Below are 15551 nucleotides of genomic sequence, written 5' to 3' on the forward strand. Positions count from 1 at the left end.
ACCCCATCACCGCTCGGGACCGAAAAAATGCGCGCGACTCCGTACTACCTGGTCTTGAGGGCCGGGCATGATTGCTACGTCCTCGATAGCGATCGCGAGCTGATTCGCCGGGGCGCGAGCCAATTGCTCATGGCATTTGCCCGGAGGTGTGGCGTCGCCCGATCGCTCGTCGGCGTAGCATGGGATGCTTTCTCGAGAACACGTGAATTTTCGAACGATGAGCGCAACTACTTGTGCATGTACTCACTAATCGCGGGACGAGAAACGCTGCATCAGCTCGAGTTGCTTGCCAGGCTTTGAAATCGATGTCAGGCCAAGTGAAACCGCTCCGAACCCGGAAGTGGCGACACGAAAAAGCCCCCCGGGTCACCCGGGGGAGAAAAACCAACAAGGGCGCCGGTACGCGCCCACGTCCACCTTACTCCTGGATTTGACTTTTACTTAGCTCATTTAGTCATGGTACCGCTCGTGTAAGGCGGTCATCGTACCGATTCCAGCGCGGGCATGAGTGCCATGTTGCGGCCATTCAGTAGGACTGCAAATGTGCGCAGCCCATGTTGAATCTGGAGGTGAACATCGACGAACATCACCCGCGCGTGTCGATCCAGTGGTGCGCCCAGTGACGGGTATTGGACTGCGTCAGCTTCGCTGACGAAATGGTCGAGCGAAAAGGACGTCCGTCACGCATGGAAAGCGTACGACGATGACATGGCGGCCATCAGGATGGCGCTCGTTTGCGCAGGAACGAAATCATGCGATTGGCAAATGCCAGCGCGTGGGAGCGGGCTCCGCGGAGAAATCACATCGGGGTCGGGTCACGACCCCGCGATGTGCCTTAAGCAGGTGTAATGTTGGCAGCCTGCAGGCCTTTGGGACCGCGCTTCGTTTCGAAGCTGACTTTCTGGCCCTCGGCGAGGGTCTTGAAACCATCGCCGCGAATTTCCGAGAAATGGGCGAAAAGGTCATCGCCGCCGCTGTCAGGGGTAATGAAGCCAAAGCCCTTTGAGTCGTTGAACCATTTGACGGTACCGGTATCCATGAGAATCCTTGAAAAATGAACGCATAGAAAGTAACGCTCCGGACGGAGCAGGAAGGATCAAGGAGGGAGAGGACAACGAATACCGCTGCGGCAACGGAATTATTGATGGACAGCAATCGGACTTCTTGAGCTTCCTGTTCACACTAACACCGGTCCGCCACAAATGCAATCCCTCGACGAACTGGCGTGATTATTCGGGTTCGAGGCACTGTTCGCCCGGATGTGCAACGTTGGACTTGCTGGTGAACTCGCGTGAGCCTTAGCGTGAATGTCGCATGACGTTGTGTCCAGTGAAGCGCGTTCCAAAGCCTGCGGGTAGTCCCCGTTCGCTTTCATGAACTCGATCGCGTGACTGCCTGGATCCGCGATTTCATAGCCGCGACACGCATGCTTCTCGTTGTTGATATGCCGGAATCTATTCGCCACGCGAGGAAAATTAATCTGGCAGGCATTTTCAGCGAGCAGGCCTGAAGGGAATGCGACCGACCATGGTTCTCCATGTCGCTTCAGTCCCTCGCAGGGTAAGGCTCAAAACCTGGACACCAACCCGCGTTCGGTCAACCGTATCGTGCATCTAGCCACGCGATTGCCCATTCCTTCGCAAACAGGATGGCGTCAGCTCGTACATCAAAAGCGGCGAGATCGCCACTCATGAGTATGTTGGATTCCTCGCCGTTGGCGACGCGGCAGCTTATCTTCGCATGGGCCATATATTCGCCGTCGGCCCGTCGGGGCGTGGGGTCAATCTTAAAGGTCGTCGAATTAAAGTGCATGGAAACTCCTGGTCAAGCGCTCCAGCGCTCGGTGCATTTCAGTATTCACGCGGCACTGTTCCCATCCCGTAGGTCCACGCCGCTTTTGCCCGGTCCGATATTGTCCATTGCCGAACCTCTCTTACTGGTGGTCCCAGAATGTCCCGTCTGATGCCGCATTGTCGATCACCTGCTCAGCATAGACAGCAGACGCCCGTCGTGCATCGCCGGTGTTCTCGAATGGGCGCGTTCGCGGTACACGGAAAACGCGACTCCGGCAGTCATCTGTCACAGTGTCTGGTTCGCAGATTCGAACCGACGCCTCGAAGCCTTCTTCATAGTTATGGCCGAATCCGGTCTGGGTCGCGTGATGCGGATAAATGAGCAGATAGATCTCGAGGCCTCGATATAGGCGAGAGGTTATTGTCATTGTGTACTCCTGTCGCTGCTTGACGCAGCCAGTATTGAAGATTGCATGGTCACTTGATGTTCAGACTCACCTGAGGCAGCAGCCAATCTCAGGGAGGAAGGCACCTCCCCTCAGAGACGGTGGGCCCGAGAACGGAGAGGCGCGCGGCGGAAAATGCCTCCGGCATGCAAAACACCGGATTCCTAACTGGCTTTCCACGCTACGCGCCTCCGGGCCGATTTCCGCAGGACTAACGTACGGTCGGAGCGTAGGCTAGTCCATCCACGATGCGGGTGTACGAAGGCATGTCTAGCGACAACCACTCGGTCATCAGAGCTTTCTGCGTCAAGATACCCTCGCAGACGAACCTGGTTTCGAAGAAACCGCTCGCCTCCGCGGTTGCAATCCCCGAATGGTAGAGATCGATTTCTGCAAGTACTAGCGCGCGAACGTGGGACAGATCGCGAAGCGCATCGTCTTCCGATTGACCTGACGGCCGCTGGATCTCTGTGACTCCTCCATTCGCCAATAATCGCGGCGTGTGCTCACCATCCTCAATCCGATGCAGGCACTCACGCAGCATGCGTTGCTCGTCGAGTGTTTGTGTTAGAAACGCATCGATCTGGGCGACGAGTCCGACATGCCTTGCGTGCCGATCGATGCACCGCCTTAGCAATTGTTCAACATTCTGGGCCAACGCATAAGCGCTTCGCAGCAGACACAGCAGATCTTGTCGGTGGTCTGTCATGATGGGTCGCCACCCCCTTTGAAATTGAGACGCGTAGTCGCCGTGCCCCACAACATGCATCCGATGTCCGATGCCATCGACGTCGTAGACGACGACCGCAACCGGGTGCATGTAGCGTGGAGATGACACGTACGGAATGCCGCGACGGCAGGTTCGCGCAATCTCGCAGGACGCCAGGGCAGAGAAATCAGAGAGGCGTGATGTTGACCGCCTGCATACCCTTGTCGCTGCGCTTTGTCTCGTAGCTGACCTTCTGTGTTTCGACGAGAGTCTTGAAGCCTTCGCCGTGCACTTCCGAGAAGTGGGCAAACAGATCGTCACCGCCTGCGTCAGGCGTAATGAAGCCGAAGCCCTTGTCGTCGTCGAACCACTTGACGGTACCGGTGTCCATACAAATTCCCTGAAAATATCCGCGACTGTTCCTGCGAAGGAACGGAAAAGAAGGTTCAAGGAGGGAGAGGACAACTAGTGCCGCGCGAATGGCGGTTGATTGATGAGCAGCAATCGAGCTTCTTGAGCTTCAATATGTAACATACGCACAACGCCGAACACGGTCAAGGCATTTCTGGTAACAGTCTGCGCGGGTTCGAAATCGAAATCGACCGGTCCTGCAAAGGGCTGCATCTGTCGATTTGAGGCCGCGTCTGACGGTAGCAGCGGCTGGCCATGTGCCGTCTCGAACATTCGTCAAATCAATGCGCAATAAAAACTCGGGCCCTCAGAAATACGCGAGTATAGTGAGCTATCCCTTGTCGAGGTTAAGGAACGACGATGTCCATACAACCGCGTCTCCTCTACAAGGGTTTTGAACTTCATCCCCTCGTTTTCGCGCGCACATTCGGACACTTCGACGGACATTCACGCTATGCGGAAGGTTATGACGTCGCAGTGCGCATTTCCCGTCCAGACATGACGGGCGCCACCGGTGCTTCCCGTGTTTTCAAGCTGGAAAGGCAGCACGCGTTTTCGGACTTCGGTATCGCCCGACGAGCTGCATGCAAGCAAGGCGAGGACATTGTCGACGGAAAGGTGGAAGGTGCCTCGGTCGCTGACATGTGAACGATTCGCCGCTCAATCGTAGTGGATGATGCGCTCGCGAATGGGCCATCCCTTTTGCCTTCAGTTCACATCCACGAACGATCTGGCCATTGTTATCCCCAAACCTGATGAGCCCGTCGAAGATGCGATGCGGCGTTTCCGTCGTTCGCTCCAACACACTGGACTGATCCGAGCACTGCGCGCGCACCTCGAACGAGAAGCCCACCACCGAACGCACCTGACGCGTGGATCCGGCGCGGCGCGATCCCCTTAAGCGCCCACTCGACCGACGTGTTGTATCGTTCTCTGACCGTTGAGCAATTCATTGAGGTAGTTGACTCTTACATTCGCTGGTATATCGCAAAGCAGATCAAGGTCTCACTCGGCTCTCTCAGCCCGCTCGAATACCGGGAAAGTCTCGGAATTGCACCATAAACCAGTCCAAGATTTTAGCCGCAGCCCCGTCAGTTTCTAATCGGCGTTGACAGCCGGCCTCACTTGACTATCAGTCAAAGGAAGATTCGCGACTCACCAACACGCGTCTTTTCGGTGCTATGCGAAGCGAACCAGTCCTGCATCGTAACCGAAGGGCGCCATGTGCCCCCACTGTCGGCGGGGCCAGAAGGACGGGGTGTTGTCAGCCATGCGTGCCGACGAACCGGGCGGCGTCGTCTTTAACCGCGCGTGTCGACCCAGTTACGTGCCCACTGGGTCGAGTGCTGCAACGCCTGCTCTTCACTCTTGAAGTAATCGAGCGAATAGAACCAATAGCGGCCTTCGGCGCGTGCGCTTTCGATGCGTTCGAGCAGCAGGTTAGATGAAAAGCTACCGTCGGGCAAACGATGCGTCGACGATTGGACGGCATAGCCGTTGTATTGTTGAATTTGTTTGTTTTGCATTTTAATTTTGATGATATTTGAGTGCGCACGTGCCGTGCGAAAAGTGCGCGGGTGCGTGAATTCAAAGCCATTCGGGCCGAATGATGAAGCAGTCCAAAAGCAAAGAATGGCGTTGAAGCCCGAGGGGGAGAATGAGGCGCAACGAGGCGTGTGGCGCTTGGCAAGCTGCATCAATAAACAGATGCCAATCGGGAGCGATCGCGCCAACTGAGGGAGACAAAGCTCCGCGAGGGTGTCGCTGCAACCCGGCATCCGTCGTGGGAGGCCGGGCCCTTCAACTTTACATCGGCTTGATGTTAGCCGCTTGCAGCCCCTTCGGACCTTGCTTCGTTTCGAAGCTCACCTTCTGATTTTCAGCCAGCGTCTTGAAGCCGTCGCCCCTGATTTCGGAGAAGTGAGCGAACAGGTCGTCGCCGCCCTTGTCCGGGGTGATGAAGCCAAAGCCTTTGCTGTCGTTGAACCACTTAACGGTGCCGGTATCCATGAAGAATCCTTGAGAAAAAAACGAAGAATTGCTCTATCAAAGAGCGTGTGAAGCTTCAAGGAGGGAGAGGACAACGAATACCGCTGAGGAGCGAGCAATTGATGAACAGCAATCGAACTTCTTGAACTTCAAGCAACACGGTATCCGCCGGGTGGACCTGCGTCAATATTTATCTTGTAACTCTTTCAGTAGGTGCCCCGTTCTGCAGACGAAGCGATCCGGCCCTGCCTGACTGCCCCGTTGCCTGGCATGACACGCAGGTTAGACAGAGGTGGCGGGCAGTGGAGCGGCCGTCGAGGCCGCGCGCGCCAAGGCACAGGGCCACGTCTGGGTGGTAAGCAGCGCATAGACGAGTGCCCTCATCCCCCGATCGTGTCAGAACGCTAAAGGTGGGCGAGCAACGCAAGTTGATGTCCGGTCTCCCCGGCTTCCATCAATGAGTAAGAGCACAAAAACTTCAGTTCGTCGGACGAGAACCCGCACACCCGGGAAAAGCGATCCCAGCGCGCGTCTTCGATCGACATTGGTTTCCCGTGCTCGCACGAAAAAGTTCATCATGCGACTCGCCTGGCGGCGGATCAGCACGAACTCCCGGTCCAAAAAATACGATTCGTGTCCGGCGCGAAGAACCAGACAGTAAGGAATTTCGTGCATGTCGCCACCCCGTCGGGCGTTAGCGTTCGGCGAGCTTCATCAGGATGTCTGCGTACCACGCGCAGTTCAGGCCAGGCGCCTCGTCATGGTCAGTGTCGCACGCACCGATGTCGAAGCGCGACGAATTGATGCCGAGCAGCGTTCAGTGCAGTCCGTCGTCGTGTGTATTCAATGTGCCGTTGTCTGTCATGACAACAGGGACTTCGCTCGTTCCCCGACGCGTTCGTGCGTCAGCCAGAAACTGCCCCTTTCCATGGAATTTCAAGCCGAACGAAGACGCGACAACAGCGTGCCGGACCACCGGCAGATCGTGAGTCCATATCTCAAACCTGTGTGGCCACACGTGAATGCAGCCCGCTGAGCGTAGGCCGCAGCGATCGTAATAGATTATTCCGGAACCGCAATATCGCCGTTGACGAGTTGCAAGCCGTAGACCTCGGCGAAGTTCTTCGCGCTCTCTGGATCCTCGCATAGGGGCATGTCTGGGCACCCGAGAAATGGATAAATGACCCGCTTGTCGGAAAGGCGGATCACCTTCAGGCTTGGAACAGTGCCACCCATCGTCCGGCGAAACGAAGCGGCGACCTCATAGTTCTCCGCCCCAAGCTTACGTTGCTCCATTTGCGTCTCCTGTTGCGGCCCGCTCAGGATCGCGGACCGTCTGCCCGTCGACCTGTCCATAAATCAGCTGCTCCGCATAGTTGCTCGATGCCTTGCGCGCCCCGCCCGCCTCGCCAAACGGCGCACGATGTGGAACCCGAAATACGCGGCTGGCCGTCAGTGTGTCGTTGGTGTCTCGGCGGCATATCCTGACAGCAGCGTCGAAGCCGGCGTCGTAGTCGTATTATGATCCAACGGCACCCCGAGGAATGTGGGGATAGACGAGGGGACAAATCTCCAACCCTCTGTAGGTTCTGACGTGCTGGCTCATGATGAAGCCCAAAGGTGTAGGCCATGACGGAAAGGAGCCGGGAACCGCCCGGTGTGTGGCAAGTGGGCGATTGCCGCAAACGAAATGGCGATGAACAGCGCACCGCAGAGGTCGGGATTGAACAACCATCGTGGCAGCGCAGCTAGCGGACTCGGCGTCCAGAGACGGAATATCGCTTCGCCTGGAAAGGGGAAAGAGCTAACCAGACAGTAGATGAAAATCGAGCGCCGTCCGCGAACCCACGACGGACGACAGGGGTGAGAGAGGACAAGAAGCGTTGGAATCGAATCAACGTACCACCCGTCCCTGTAGTGAACCGCCGTTTTTTATCAAGCGTCAGACCACATATCGGTGAGCAAGTCGCATGTCCAGTTCCAAGCCAAAATCAGTGTCACAGGGGCGTTAAAGCATACCCATATTATGGGTAGTCCGGCGATTAGAGCGCGTCAGGCATCCCCTTGGTCGCACGTTTGGCTTCAGGAGCGGCGCCCAACCGTGCGACGGCGATATGCTGTCCCGGAAATGCGGGGAAAATCAGCCTTACGCGGGAGAAAAAACAATCGCCCCGCGGTCCTCGAAGTGCGTGAAACTTCGGACGAACCGGTATCTCTGACCGTCGATTTCCATTCGGTTAGAACCAGAATGGGTCATTTTGAGTATGTCACATGCAAGGAGCGCGGGTATCACGCCGGAATACTGCCAGTGCTCCTGATCTTCTGCGGCATTGCCAACATACATCGCACAACGTTCGTCGCAGCCTTGCATCATGATGACGCTGCCGCTCGTATCGAGCGAAAGTTCGAGATATTCGGCCAGTGTCGAGAGCGCATCAGCGTTCGCCATGTAAGTTCCCCATGGTCACGAGAAGTCATGTTCGTTTTACAGGGCTGTCACCAGGCGGCCGCTGCCACAAACTGCGATGGGCCTCGAGCCATTCTGCGGCCCAATGGGTGGCAAATCGAACGGCATCTTCGCGCGCGTCAAAGCCGGCCAGATCTCCGCTCAGATGGACGTCGTACTCACGCCCGTCGTCGCCGCTACTACTGATTCGCGCATGGGCGATATATTCACCGTCGGCCCGACGTGGCGTGGGATCAACACGAAAAACGGGCAGGTAAACGTCCATCTGTTTCTCCTCACCGCATGCTGCGGAGTTGGCCGCACCCGTTGAACAACGCGCACGAGACCGGATTCGACCCACGCCCCAAGCGCTGCCGATCAGACCCGCTGACGCGAGTTCGGGCAATCGCACGGACTGGAGCTGTAAGTCAAGGGATAACGTGTACGCGGCCGGATGAGCACGACATAGCATCTTCCTACGCGAGCGGAAAGAACCGCTACGCTACTCGCCATCCCAAATGGTCTTGCCCTTGGGGCATTCGTCGATAAGTAGTTCGCCGTAAATAGTTGAGCGCGCCTTGCGTCGCCACTACACAGAAACGGCTTTTCGACGTGCAGTTGAAAGACGCGACTTCTTGCCTCGACCGTGTCGCCGTCGGGCTCCTTTATCCGGACTGCCGCGTCGAAGCCTTCATCGTAGTCGTGGGCGAAACCGGGCCGTGTTGCCACGTGCGGAAAAACAAGCGGACGAACTTCCAGTCCCCTATACAGATGAACATCGTCTGCCATAGATACCTCTATGTCGCCGCGCAGATGCACCACAATGCCGGGAGGTTTTTGGCAACCGGCCTATCCCACGACCATATTCGCGCAGAAACCCAACGTGCCTTCACGACGACATGTACGTCGACCGTATCACCGAGTTCGTGGCAAGCGCGAATGTCAGGCAACAGACTCATACTACGCGCAGAGCCGATCTGCGTCGCGAACTATTATCGCCAGCGCGAGGCACGTCCGGTGCGTTGCACGGTCGACACCCGCGCGTCGAGACGATGCAGCGCGTCCGGCAGGCGTTCGAGGACCACCAGTGACCACGCAGTTTCGAGCCGGCTGTGGAACGCTGGGTCTCATTCGTTGGTTCGTTGGTTCGTTGGTTCGTTGGTTCGTTGGTTCGTTGGTTCGTTGGTTCGTTGGTTCGTTGGTTCGTTGGTTCGTTGGTTCGTTGGTTCGTTGGTTCGTTGGTTCGTTGGTTCGTTGGTTCGTTGGGCATGAAGATTGCGCTCAGGTTCTAATCCTCTGCCATTGCGGGCGGCATGCGCAACGACAGCTGTCATGGCAGCGAGCATTCCAGCTGCGAGCTAACCGCAAGGCATATCTTCGCAATGAAAACCTCTCCTGACACAATACGCTGGACGGCGCGCACCGTGCAGCACGTGGCGACGCGCGCCAAGTACCGGCTGCTAGTCGTGGACGACTATCGTCCCGGGCGCAGAAGCGCTCACCGCAGCACTGTCACTGGCGGGCTATGACGCGCGGTGCGTTCTGGACGGGCCAGCGGCGCTGCTGACGGTCGCCGCACAGATTCCGGACATTGTTGTACTGGACATCAACATGCCGGGCATGGATGGCTACGCGGTCGCGCAACTTCTTCGCCACGACGTTACAACCCAAGACCTTGTTATTGTGGCTTTTAGCGCTCAGGACGAATCCACGGTTCCCTCCAAGGCCGTAGCCGGCGGCTTCGACGCCTACTGCCAGAAGGGCGCAGCACCAGGCCCGCTTCTGTGGCTGCTCGAACGGATAAAATGACCAGGCAGATTTTCTGGAATGAGGCTAGTGGTTGAACGGCCGCATCCGGCACCATAAGAGCCGGCCGAAGCAGACACATGTTGGCGAACTCGCCAGCCTCAGGTTTCCAGAGTTTTGCGCGCCCACGCCCCGAACGCCATGTCACCAACGTCGATTCCTGTGGAACCGGCGCGTTCAGCGTCAAGCCGTGCCTGAAGCGTCGCGATGTCGATCTCGTCCCCAGTCGCAACATTGTGGGTGACAATGCGCGGTAGACATGCGTGGACAATATGGCCCAGGCCGTCAGGACGGTCAGGTGTGCAACACACACTCGGCGCGAACTACTTCAACGTCCAGCCCCGCTTGCGTAAAGCTGCGGTGAAGGTTGAATCCGATATGCAGGTCGGCACCTTCCCGCTCGATCATTTGTTGAATCCAGCGCGTCGCCTGCCGGTGCAAGGGAAATGGGTCCAGAGCTGCGGGGGCCATCGTCGTATCGTGTTCCTGAAACGCGACGATGCCACCCGGTTAAAGCGTCCGCGCGAGTGCTCAAACGACTTCCACTGCGTCAGTCTGATACCTCAGGACCCACCGGGCCTACAATGGCGTCGAACTCTCCCAAAGAGTCCTAACTATCAAGGCCAATAGCTGCGTGAGCCGTTCAAGGTTGTTTATGTTAGGCTCAGATGACCAGACGGAGGCTTTCATGCACCGAATGATCGCGTATCGTAGCTTCGAGATTCATGTCGAACTGACTCCGGCTACTCAGGACACGTTTGACGTGATTTTTCAGATCAAAGGCAGCACAAACCTCGAAGTGCTTGGCGCGCGAGGAGGCCGCATCCCACTGCGCAACGGCCCCTTTACCGAACGATGGGCTTACCTGATAGCTGAAATCGCCGGTCAAGCGGCAATCGACGTATTACTTGGCCCAGTCGACTGATCCCCATCTTTGCTTCCTCGCCCGTACCATTCAGCGGTCATAGGGGGCCTACCTACAGCGGGTGATTGTTTTGGCCTGTGCGCCTGATGCCCTGCATCGTGGGATCCTCCTTGTGGCTGCTTTCGGCAATGCGCCTTCAAAATGCCAGGCCCAGCGCCCCGCGAATTGGCCGAATCAAGGAGGATTCGTTTTCGTGTTCAGTGCTGCTGCGCGCTTCTTTGCTACCCGTGCAGCGCTCGGCAACGCAGGCCGTCCACTTGCCGGACACGGGGGCACGCGGAAGATTGCTCGATGAACCGACCGATAGTCGGCGATATCCGTACAAAACAGGACTACACTTGAAATAGGTCAAATTCCGGGAGCAGTACCATGCTTGACTCTACCCCCCAAAGCACCTTTCACGGCCTTCCATTGACTCCCGAGCAGGATGCGGAAGTCAGGCACTATATAAAAGGGAAAAAGCAGCGTGGCGCACCGTGGAATACGCCAGAGCTGGAAGCCGTACTTAAAGACATGCTCGAGCCCCCGGGTGAGGACGACGCAGGGGTTGGTGCAGATGTCAACGAAACGAGGTCAGCCGCGGAACGCGCGACAGCGTCTGTAGACGAAACGATGGAACCCATCGAGGCAAGCGAGGAGCGCAATGCTGCCATGGAAGCGGAAGGAATGAAGGGGCCCAGACACTAGATCCCGGCGGCCGCCTCGAACGCTATGGCCACCCGGCTGTTGGGATGGATATGCCAATCACCGCAGATGTCGCTGCGTTTGTTGAGACTAACTGTTGGCGATAACGTGGTTCAGTACGAGGGGGGCTTTCTTATTCTATCGGACGCCGTTGAACGCGATCCGGCCTGGCGCCACCTGCGTCCATGATTGCAGTGCTGGAAGCGGAGCGACGTAGTCCGAAAGCCGCGCGAACTCACTCGGGCGCGCAGTGGACATCGAATTTGACGAGCTTCGTGGGACCAAATGTGTTGCTGATCGCAACATCGGCAGCATCGCGGCCGCGCGCCATCAGCACACGTCCAGTACGCGGCGCGTTGTTGCGCGGATCGAAGGTCTGCCATGAGCCGCCAACGTAGGCTTCGAACCAGGCTGCAAAATCCATCGGACTCGACGGCGGCGGCACGCCGACATCGCTGATGTATCCCGTGCAATAGCGCGCCGGAATATTCATCGCGCGGCACAACGCCACGGCCAGATGCGCGAAGTCGCGACACACGCCCTTGCGTTCCTGCCACGCCTGAAAAGCGGTCTTGGTCGGCCGTGCAAATTCGTATCCAAACGTGATGTGATGATGCACGTAGTCGCAAATCGCCTGCACTCGGCGGCTCCCCGGAAGCGTACCGGAAAACAGATTCCACGCAATGTCGGAGAGCAGATCGGTTTCGCAATAACGGCTGCCGAGCAGGAACATCAGACATTCATCCGGAAGCGTTTCAATGGCATGCTGATAGTCGAGCGGTTCGTGCGTCTCAGGTTGATCGGAGATAGCCCGATTTCAATCTCCCGCGACTTGATGCGTCGGGTGAATCGATGTCATCCCGCGCCATGCTTGGTCAGGTCTGGATTCTCAACGTATGGGCGTCATGGTGCGAGCCGTGCCGTGACGAGCTGCCCGTGCTGGCCGATTTCGCGGCGCGTCGCATCGCGCCTGTTCTGGGCTTGAACTACAAGGACGATCCCCAGAACGCGACTCGATGGCTCAAGGAAGCGGGCGATCCATACACCGCGTCGATTGTCGATCGAACGGGAGAGACGGCCATCGACTACGGGGTCTATGGGGTGCCGGAAACGTTCGTCATCGACCGCTCGGAGATCGTGCGATACCGCCTACCTGGCCCGCTAACGCGTTCTTCGGTCGACACGGTGATTGTTCCGCTCATCGGCAGACTTCAACGCGAGGCAGGCCATGGCTAGTCGCGCGTACGGCGTGGTGACTCAGGCTGTGGCCGCGCTGCTGCTAGTTGTGTCGGTGGCATGTGCATTGGCACAATCCGCCGACGACCGGCAGTACGACGCGCGTGTGCGGCATCTGGCCGAGAGCTTCCGGTGCCTCGTTTGCCAGAACCAGAGCCTCGCTGATTCGAATGCCGAACTGGCCGCCGATCTGCGCGACCAGATTCGCGAGCAGGTCCGCAATGGCGCCAGTGACGAACAGATTCGGGCGTACATGGTCCGCCGCTATGGCGACTTCGTGCTCTACCAGCCACCCGTCAAGCCCGTTACCTGGGCACTCTGGTTTGGACCGTTCATGACGCTTGCTGCAGGAGCCGTCGTTCTGGTTCTCAGCATCCGGCACTCTCGCAATGTGCGTCCTCGAATGCTCAGTCCGGATGAACGGCGGCATGCGGAAACATTGCTTGCGGACCGCAAGGAAGGCGCGCCGCGATGATTACCTTCTGGCTGATTGCCGCAACGATGATCACGGTTTCCGCCGTGTGCGTGATGGCACCGCTGTTACGTCGCTGCGAGCCGTTGCGCAACGGTCACGGCGTGCCAGTGGCCATCTATCGCGCGAATTTCGATGAACTGGAGCGGGAAGTCGCGGCCCGGCAGTTGTCCGCTGATTGTCTCGACGACGCCCGCGTCGAACTGGAGCGCCGCCTTGTGGACGAAACAGGCGACAGCACTTCAGTTGGGCCGGGTGGCGGGATCGCAGACGTGCTCGGGCGGGCCGGGATGGCCGCGTTGATACTTGCGCTGCTGCCTTCCGCCGCGACGGTGCTGTACATGCGGCTGGGCGATCCGGCCGCTGTGGCCGTCGAATCGGGCGGCACATCGCAACTGGATGATCACGTTGCGACGCAAGGCTCGCTTGAGGTTGTCGTCAGCCAACTGGTGACACGGCTGCGTCAACAACCCGACGACGCTGAAGGTTGGGCCATGCTTGCCCGTTCGTATGTCGTCCTGGATCGTGCGGACGATGCCGTGGTCGCCTATCGCCGTGCGCTGGTGTTGAAACCACGCGACGCGGATCTGCTTGCCGACTACGCTGATGCATTGGCAACGGCCCGCGGTGGTGATCTGAACGGTGAAGCATTGCAAAGCATCGACGCCGCGCTTGCAGTGGATCCCGATCATCCGAAGGCCTTGGCACTGGCCGCGTCTGCGGCGCACGACAGCCAGAACTACTCGCTCGCGATCCACTATTGGCAGCGCCTGAAAGATATAGCGGATCCAGGCTCGGCGATGGCGCTTGAGGCGCAGAGGAATATCGACGCCGAGGCAATGGCGGCAAATCCGGTGCAGGCCTCGGCAGCGGAATTGTCGGGAAAGGGGCGACCGACCGTGCTCGAAGTGCACATAAGATTGAGCCCGTCCCTTTCGGCACGCACGCGGCGGGATGAACAGGTCTTTGTCTACGCACTCGCCGAAGATGGCTCGCGCGTGCCGTTGGCCGTACAGCGGGTGCGAGTGGATCAGTTACCGTCGACGCTGCGCCTTGACGATTCGATGGCCATGATGCCCGAGAGAAAGCTATCTGACTTCGACAAAGTGATCGTAGAAGCACATGTGTCCGCGTCTGGTAGCGCGCAACTCACGCATGGCGATCTCATCGGCACAAGCGGTCCGGTTACAAGAGGGCGCGCGGTCGTCAACGTTACAATCGACGGCATTATCCGGTGACGTGACCAAAGTGCGTGAACTCACTGACATCGCCGTCTACTTCTGCGACCCGCAACATCCCTGGCAGCGTGGATCGAATGAGAACACGAACGGACTGCTGAGGCAGTACTTCCCGAAAGGTACCGACCTGTCGGTGTATTCACAGGCCAAACTCAACGCCATGGCGAGACGCCTGAACGTCCAAGGAAGACACTGAAGCGAGCCGAGCGGTTTAACCAAACTATTGCGTCCACCAGTTGAATCCCGCCCGACGACTACGGATATCAAAGTGGTATCCATCGCTCTCGATTTGATGAACATCATCACTGTGACAGGGTCGGTAATCAAGCTGGTTAGCCCCTTAGAATGGCTCTAGTTCGTCAGTGAGCGGACAATCGTGCGAGTTGGCGTGAGTGTCTCTTGAGGGTCGGGAGCACGCGTTCGCTGAGAACGGCGTCTGGCATTCGTGGCTACCGAAATGGGAACGGCAGGACAGTGTCTTGAGGCTGCCCCACGGGCAGCGGCACCTGAACGTCAACTATGGCCGAGTCGAACGCATAGGCTGTCCGGCAGGTCACCCGCCCGAAGCGGCCTCGAGGATGGTTGTCCAGCGCGGCGACCGCCAGCACGAGTCGCCGCGTTTGCCCCATGAGTGCCGGGCTGGAAGGCATCCGCACAAACCTAGATGTTGCATCGTTTCGCTCAGCCGGAACCGGCTACGCTAGATTTCAGTCTGCTCCGAAATCTCAAGCGCGTCGTCGACTTCTATGCCCAAGTATCTGATTGTGCTCTCAATCTTGCTATGGCCGAGCAGCAACTGCACTGCCCTGAGATTCTTTGTGCGTTTGTAAATCAGGGTCGCCTTCGTGCGTCGCATCGAATCGGTACCGTACGCTGTCGGATCAAGCCCCGCGGCATCGGCCCATCGACGAATCATCCGGGCATATTGCCGGGTTGAAAGATGCGGGAACGCCAATAGCCGACTTGGGAAGAGGTACTGCTCCGACTTCAGGGCAGCCTTCTCAAGCCACGCGTCGACCGCCTTCCGGGTCGACTCGGTCAATTCAAACTGGACAGGGCGTTGTGTCTTTCGTTGAATGACTTGCGTCCTCGCCAGGACCTGATTGCCGTGCATCACATCGCGGACTCGCAGACTGACAAGATCACAACCACGCAGTTTGCTGTCGATTGCAAGGTTGAACAGGGCGAGATCGCGGACGGCATGAGCATTCTGAAGGTAGATCCGGATGGCCCAGACGTCTTTCGGCCTCAACGGTGGCTTCTGGCCGACCAGCTTGCCTTTGTTCCATGCCTCACGGGGTTGTTCGGTCTTCATCATAGTCTCCCACAGGGATGATGGGAGTTCGATTGTGGTACGCGACCTCGAGGCCCGCATTGGGTGGAATTGACCGGGGTT

At 58.0% G+C, this 15551-nt stretch carries 18 protein-coding genes and 6 pseudogenes; 10 read left to right on the forward strand and 14 right to left on the reverse strand.

All coding sequences use genetic code 11. The features are described from left to right. Positions 1–835: 835 nt before the first annotated feature. From L0U84_RS33085 to L0U84_RS33110, 5 genes are all read right to left on the reverse strand, one after another. Positions 836–1039, reverse strand: coding sequence for a cold-shock protein (locus L0U84_RS33085; RefSeq protein WP_233856249.1), 204 nt, complete (start codon positions 1037–1039; stop codon positions 836–838). Between the two features lie 557 nt (positions 1040–1596). Next, complete coding sequence (locus L0U84_RS33090) at positions 1597–1812, reverse strand: hypothetical protein (RefSeq protein WP_233856250.1); 216 nt, start codon at positions 1810–1812, stop codon at positions 1597–1599. Between the two features lie 638 nt (positions 1813–2450). After that, on the reverse strand, positions 2451–2948 hold the full coding sequence (locus L0U84_RS33100; protein ID WP_233856252.1) for a DUF892 family protein: 498 nt from the start codon (positions 2946–2948) through the stop codon (positions 2451–2453). A gap of 187 nt (positions 2949–3135) precedes the next feature. Next, complete coding sequence (locus L0U84_RS33105; RefSeq protein ID WP_233856253.1) at positions 3136–3339, reverse strand: cold-shock protein; 204 nt, start codon at positions 3337–3339, stop codon at positions 3136–3138. A gap of 74 nt (positions 3340–3413) precedes the next feature. Continuing rightward, positions 3414–3632, reverse strand: a complete 219-nt coding sequence (locus L0U84_RS33110) for a hypothetical protein (protein ID WP_233856254.1) — start codon at positions 3630–3632, stop codon at positions 3414–3416. An 87-nt stretch (positions 3633–3719) separates the two neighbouring features. Between L0U84_RS33110 and L0U84_RS33115 the strand changes: the two genes are divergently transcribed. The 3 genes and pseudogenes from L0U84_RS33115 to L0U84_RS33125 all read left to right on the forward strand — a co-directional run. After that, positions 3720–4007: a hypothetical protein gene (locus L0U84_RS33115; RefSeq protein WP_233856255.1), complete on the forward strand. Its 288-nt coding sequence runs from the start codon at positions 3720–3722 to the stop codon at positions 4005–4007. Between the two features lie 82 nt (positions 4008–4089). Continuing rightward, positions 4090–4222, forward strand: a pseudogene (rpsU, locus tag L0U84_RS33120) (30S ribosomal protein S21); the annotation flags it as partial. A 73-nt stretch (positions 4223–4295) separates the two neighbouring features. Then, positions 4296–4421: pseudogene (locus L0U84_RS33125) on the forward strand (IS3 family transposase); the annotation flags it as partial. Positions 4422–4660: 239 nt separating this feature from the next. On the opposite strand, the gene L0U84_RS33130 reads toward L0U84_RS33125, so the two are convergent. The 6 genes and pseudogenes from L0U84_RS33130 to L0U84_RS33155 all read right to left on the reverse strand — a co-directional run bounded on the left by L0U84_RS33130 (position 4661) and on the right by L0U84_RS33155 (position 8080). Next, on the reverse strand, positions 4661–4885 hold the full coding sequence (locus tag L0U84_RS33130; RefSeq protein WP_233856931.1) for a hypothetical protein: 225 nt from the start codon (positions 4883–4885) through the stop codon (positions 4661–4663). A 280-nt stretch (positions 4886–5165) separates the two neighbouring features. Continuing rightward, positions 5166–5369, reverse strand: coding sequence for a cold-shock protein (locus L0U84_RS33135; protein ID WP_017773014.1), 204 nt, complete (start codon positions 5367–5369; stop codon positions 5166–5168). 1041 nt (positions 5370–6410) lie between these two features. After that, positions 6411–6644 carry a DUF6723 family protein gene (locus L0U84_RS33140; RefSeq protein WP_233856256.1) on the reverse strand — a complete coding sequence of 78 codons (234 nt, stop codon included), beginning with the start codon at positions 6642–6644 and terminating at the stop codon, positions 6411–6413. Beyond that, positions 6631–6954 (reverse strand): annotated as a pseudogene (locus L0U84_RS33145) (hypothetical protein). The gene L0U84_RS33140 and the pseudogene L0U84_RS33145 overlap by 14 nt, the downstream one beginning before the upstream one ends. Before the next feature lie 540 nt (positions 6955–7494). Then, positions 7495–7797, reverse strand: a complete 303-nt coding sequence (locus L0U84_RS33150) for a hypothetical protein (protein WP_233856257.1) — start codon at positions 7795–7797, stop codon at positions 7495–7497. Between the two features lie 25 nt (positions 7798–7822). After that, positions 7823–8080 (reverse strand): hypothetical protein, encoded by a 258-nt coding sequence (locus L0U84_RS33155; protein WP_233856258.1) that lies wholly within the window; start codon positions 8078–8080, stop codon positions 7823–7825. Positions 8081–9336: 1256 nt separating this feature from the next. On the opposite strand from L0U84_RS33155, the gene L0U84_RS33170 reads away from it, so the two are divergent. Beyond that, positions 9337–9603, forward strand: a complete 267-nt coding sequence (locus tag L0U84_RS33170) for a response regulator (protein ID WP_233856933.1) — start codon at positions 9337–9339, stop codon at positions 9601–9603. Positions 9604–9894: 291 nt separating this feature from the next. Here the strand turns inward: L0U84_RS33170 and L0U84_RS33175 are convergent, their stop codons facing one another. After that, entirely contained in the window at positions 9895–10071 is a 177-nt protein-coding gene (locus L0U84_RS33175) for a hypothetical protein (protein ID WP_233856259.1), read from the reverse strand. A gap of 217 nt (positions 10072–10288) precedes the next feature. On the opposite strand from L0U84_RS33175, the gene L0U84_RS33180 reads away from it, so the two are divergent. Together L0U84_RS33180 and L0U84_RS33185 are read left to right on the forward strand one after the other, a co-directional pair. Then, positions 10289–10525: a hypothetical protein gene (locus tag L0U84_RS33180; RefSeq protein WP_233856260.1), complete on the forward strand. Its 237-nt coding sequence runs from the start codon at positions 10289–10291 to the stop codon at positions 10523–10525. Between the two features lie 369 nt (positions 10526–10894). Next, complete coding sequence (locus L0U84_RS33185; RefSeq protein ID WP_233856261.1) at positions 10895–11212, forward strand: hypothetical protein; 318 nt, start codon at positions 10895–10897, stop codon at positions 11210–11212. Between the two features lie 232 nt (positions 11213–11444). On the opposite strand, the pseudogene L0U84_RS33190 reads toward L0U84_RS33185, so the two are convergent. After that, positions 11445–12017, reverse strand: a pseudogene (locus L0U84_RS33190) (transglutaminase-like domain-containing protein); the annotation flags it as partial. A gap of 14 nt (positions 12018–12031) precedes the next feature. On the opposite strand from L0U84_RS33190, the pseudogene L0U84_RS33195 reads away from it, so the two are divergent. From L0U84_RS33195 to L0U84_RS33210, 4 genes and pseudogenes are all read left to right on the forward strand, one after another. Further along, positions 12032–12445 (forward strand): annotated as a pseudogene (locus tag L0U84_RS33195) (DsbE family thiol:disulfide interchange protein); the annotation flags it as partial. Between the two features lie 28 nt (positions 12446–12473). Beyond that, positions 12474–12920 carry a cytochrome c-type biogenesis protein gene (locus tag L0U84_RS33200; protein ID WP_442794073.1) on the forward strand — a complete coding sequence of 149 codons (447 nt, stop codon included), beginning with the start codon at positions 12474–12476 and terminating at the stop codon, positions 12918–12920. After that, positions 12917–14155 (forward strand): c-type cytochrome biogenesis protein CcmI, encoded by a 1239-nt coding sequence (gene ccmI, locus L0U84_RS33205; protein WP_233856264.1) that lies wholly within the window; start codon positions 12917–12919, stop codon positions 14153–14155. Before L0U84_RS33200 ends, ccmI begins: the two co-directional genes overlap by 4 nt. Before the next feature lie 7 nt (positions 14156–14162). Further along, positions 14163–14351, forward strand: a pseudogene (locus tag L0U84_RS33210) (IS30 family transposase); the annotation flags it as partial. Positions 14352–14855: 504 nt separating this feature from the next. Here L0U84_RS33210 and L0U84_RS33215 read toward each other — a convergent pair. Continuing rightward, a complete protein-coding gene (locus L0U84_RS33215) occupies positions 14856–15470 on the reverse strand; it encodes a tyrosine-type recombinase/integrase (RefSeq protein ID WP_233856265.1) in 615 nt (204 codons plus the stop codon). Positions 15471–15551 lie beyond the last annotated feature (81 nt).

Origin of the sequence: Paraburkholderia sp. HD33-4, assembly GCF_021390635.1 — a bacterium.
Taxonomy (GTDB): domain Bacteria; phylum Pseudomonadota; class Gammaproteobacteria; order Burkholderiales; family Burkholderiaceae; genus Paraburkholderia.

Coding starts and splice junctions, on each gene's coding strand:
- L0U84_RS33175 (WP_233856259.1), bottom strand. CDS start 10,071: ATGGCCCCCGCAGCTCTGGACCCATTTCCCTTGCACCGGCAGGCGACG.
- L0U84_RS33135 (WP_017773014.1), bottom strand. CDS start 5,369: ATGGATACCGGCACCGTTAAGTGGTTCAACGACAGCAAAGGCTTTGGC.
- L0U84_RS33155 (WP_233856258.1), bottom strand. CDS start 8,080: ATGGACGTTTACCTGCCCGTTTTTCGTGTTGATCCCACGCCACGTCGG.
- L0U84_RS33115 (WP_233856255.1), top strand. CDS start 3,720: ATGTCCATACAACCGCGTCTCCTCTACAAGGGTTTTGAACTTCATCCC.
- L0U84_RS33085 (WP_233856249.1), bottom strand. CDS start 1,039: ATGGATACCGGTACCGTCAAATGGTTCAACGACTCAAAGGGCTTTGGC.
- L0U84_RS33110 (WP_233856254.1), bottom strand. CDS start 3,632: ATGTTCGAGACGGCACATGGCCAGCCGCTGCTACCGTCAGACGCGGCC.
- L0U84_RS33100 (WP_233856252.1), bottom strand. CDS start 2,948: ATGACAGACCACCGACAAGATCTGCTGTGTCTGCTGCGAAGCGCTTAT.
- L0U84_RS33140 (WP_233856256.1), bottom strand. CDS start 6,644: ATGGAGCAACGTAAGCTTGGGGCGGAGAACTATGAGGTCGCCGCTTCG.
- L0U84_RS33130 (WP_233856931.1), bottom strand. CDS start 4,885: ATGCAAAACAAACAAATTCAACAATACAACGGCTATGCCGTCCAATCG.
- L0U84_RS33105 (WP_233856253.1), bottom strand. CDS start 3,339: ATGGACACCGGTACCGTCAAGTGGTTCGACGACGACAAGGGCTTCGGC.
- L0U84_RS33215 (WP_233856265.1), bottom strand. CDS start 15,470: ATGAAGACCGAACAACCCCGTGAGGCATGGAACAAAGGCAAGCTGGTC.
- L0U84_RS33180 (WP_233856260.1), top strand. CDS start 10,289: ATGCACCGAATGATCGCGTATCGTAGCTTCGAGATTCATGTCGAACTG.
- L0U84_RS33150 (WP_233856257.1), bottom strand. CDS start 7,797: ATGGCGAACGCTGATGCGCTCTCGACACTGGCCGAATATCTCGAACTT.
- L0U84_RS33185 (WP_233856261.1), top strand. CDS start 10,895: ATGCTTGACTCTACCCCCCAAAGCACCTTTCACGGCCTTCCATTGACT.
- ccmI (WP_233856264.1), top strand. CDS start 12,917: ATGATTACCTTCTGGCTGATTGCCGCAACGATGATCACGGTTTCCGCC.
- L0U84_RS33090 (WP_233856250.1), bottom strand. CDS start 1,812: ATGCACTTTAATTCGACGACCTTTAAGATTGACCCCACGCCCCGACGG.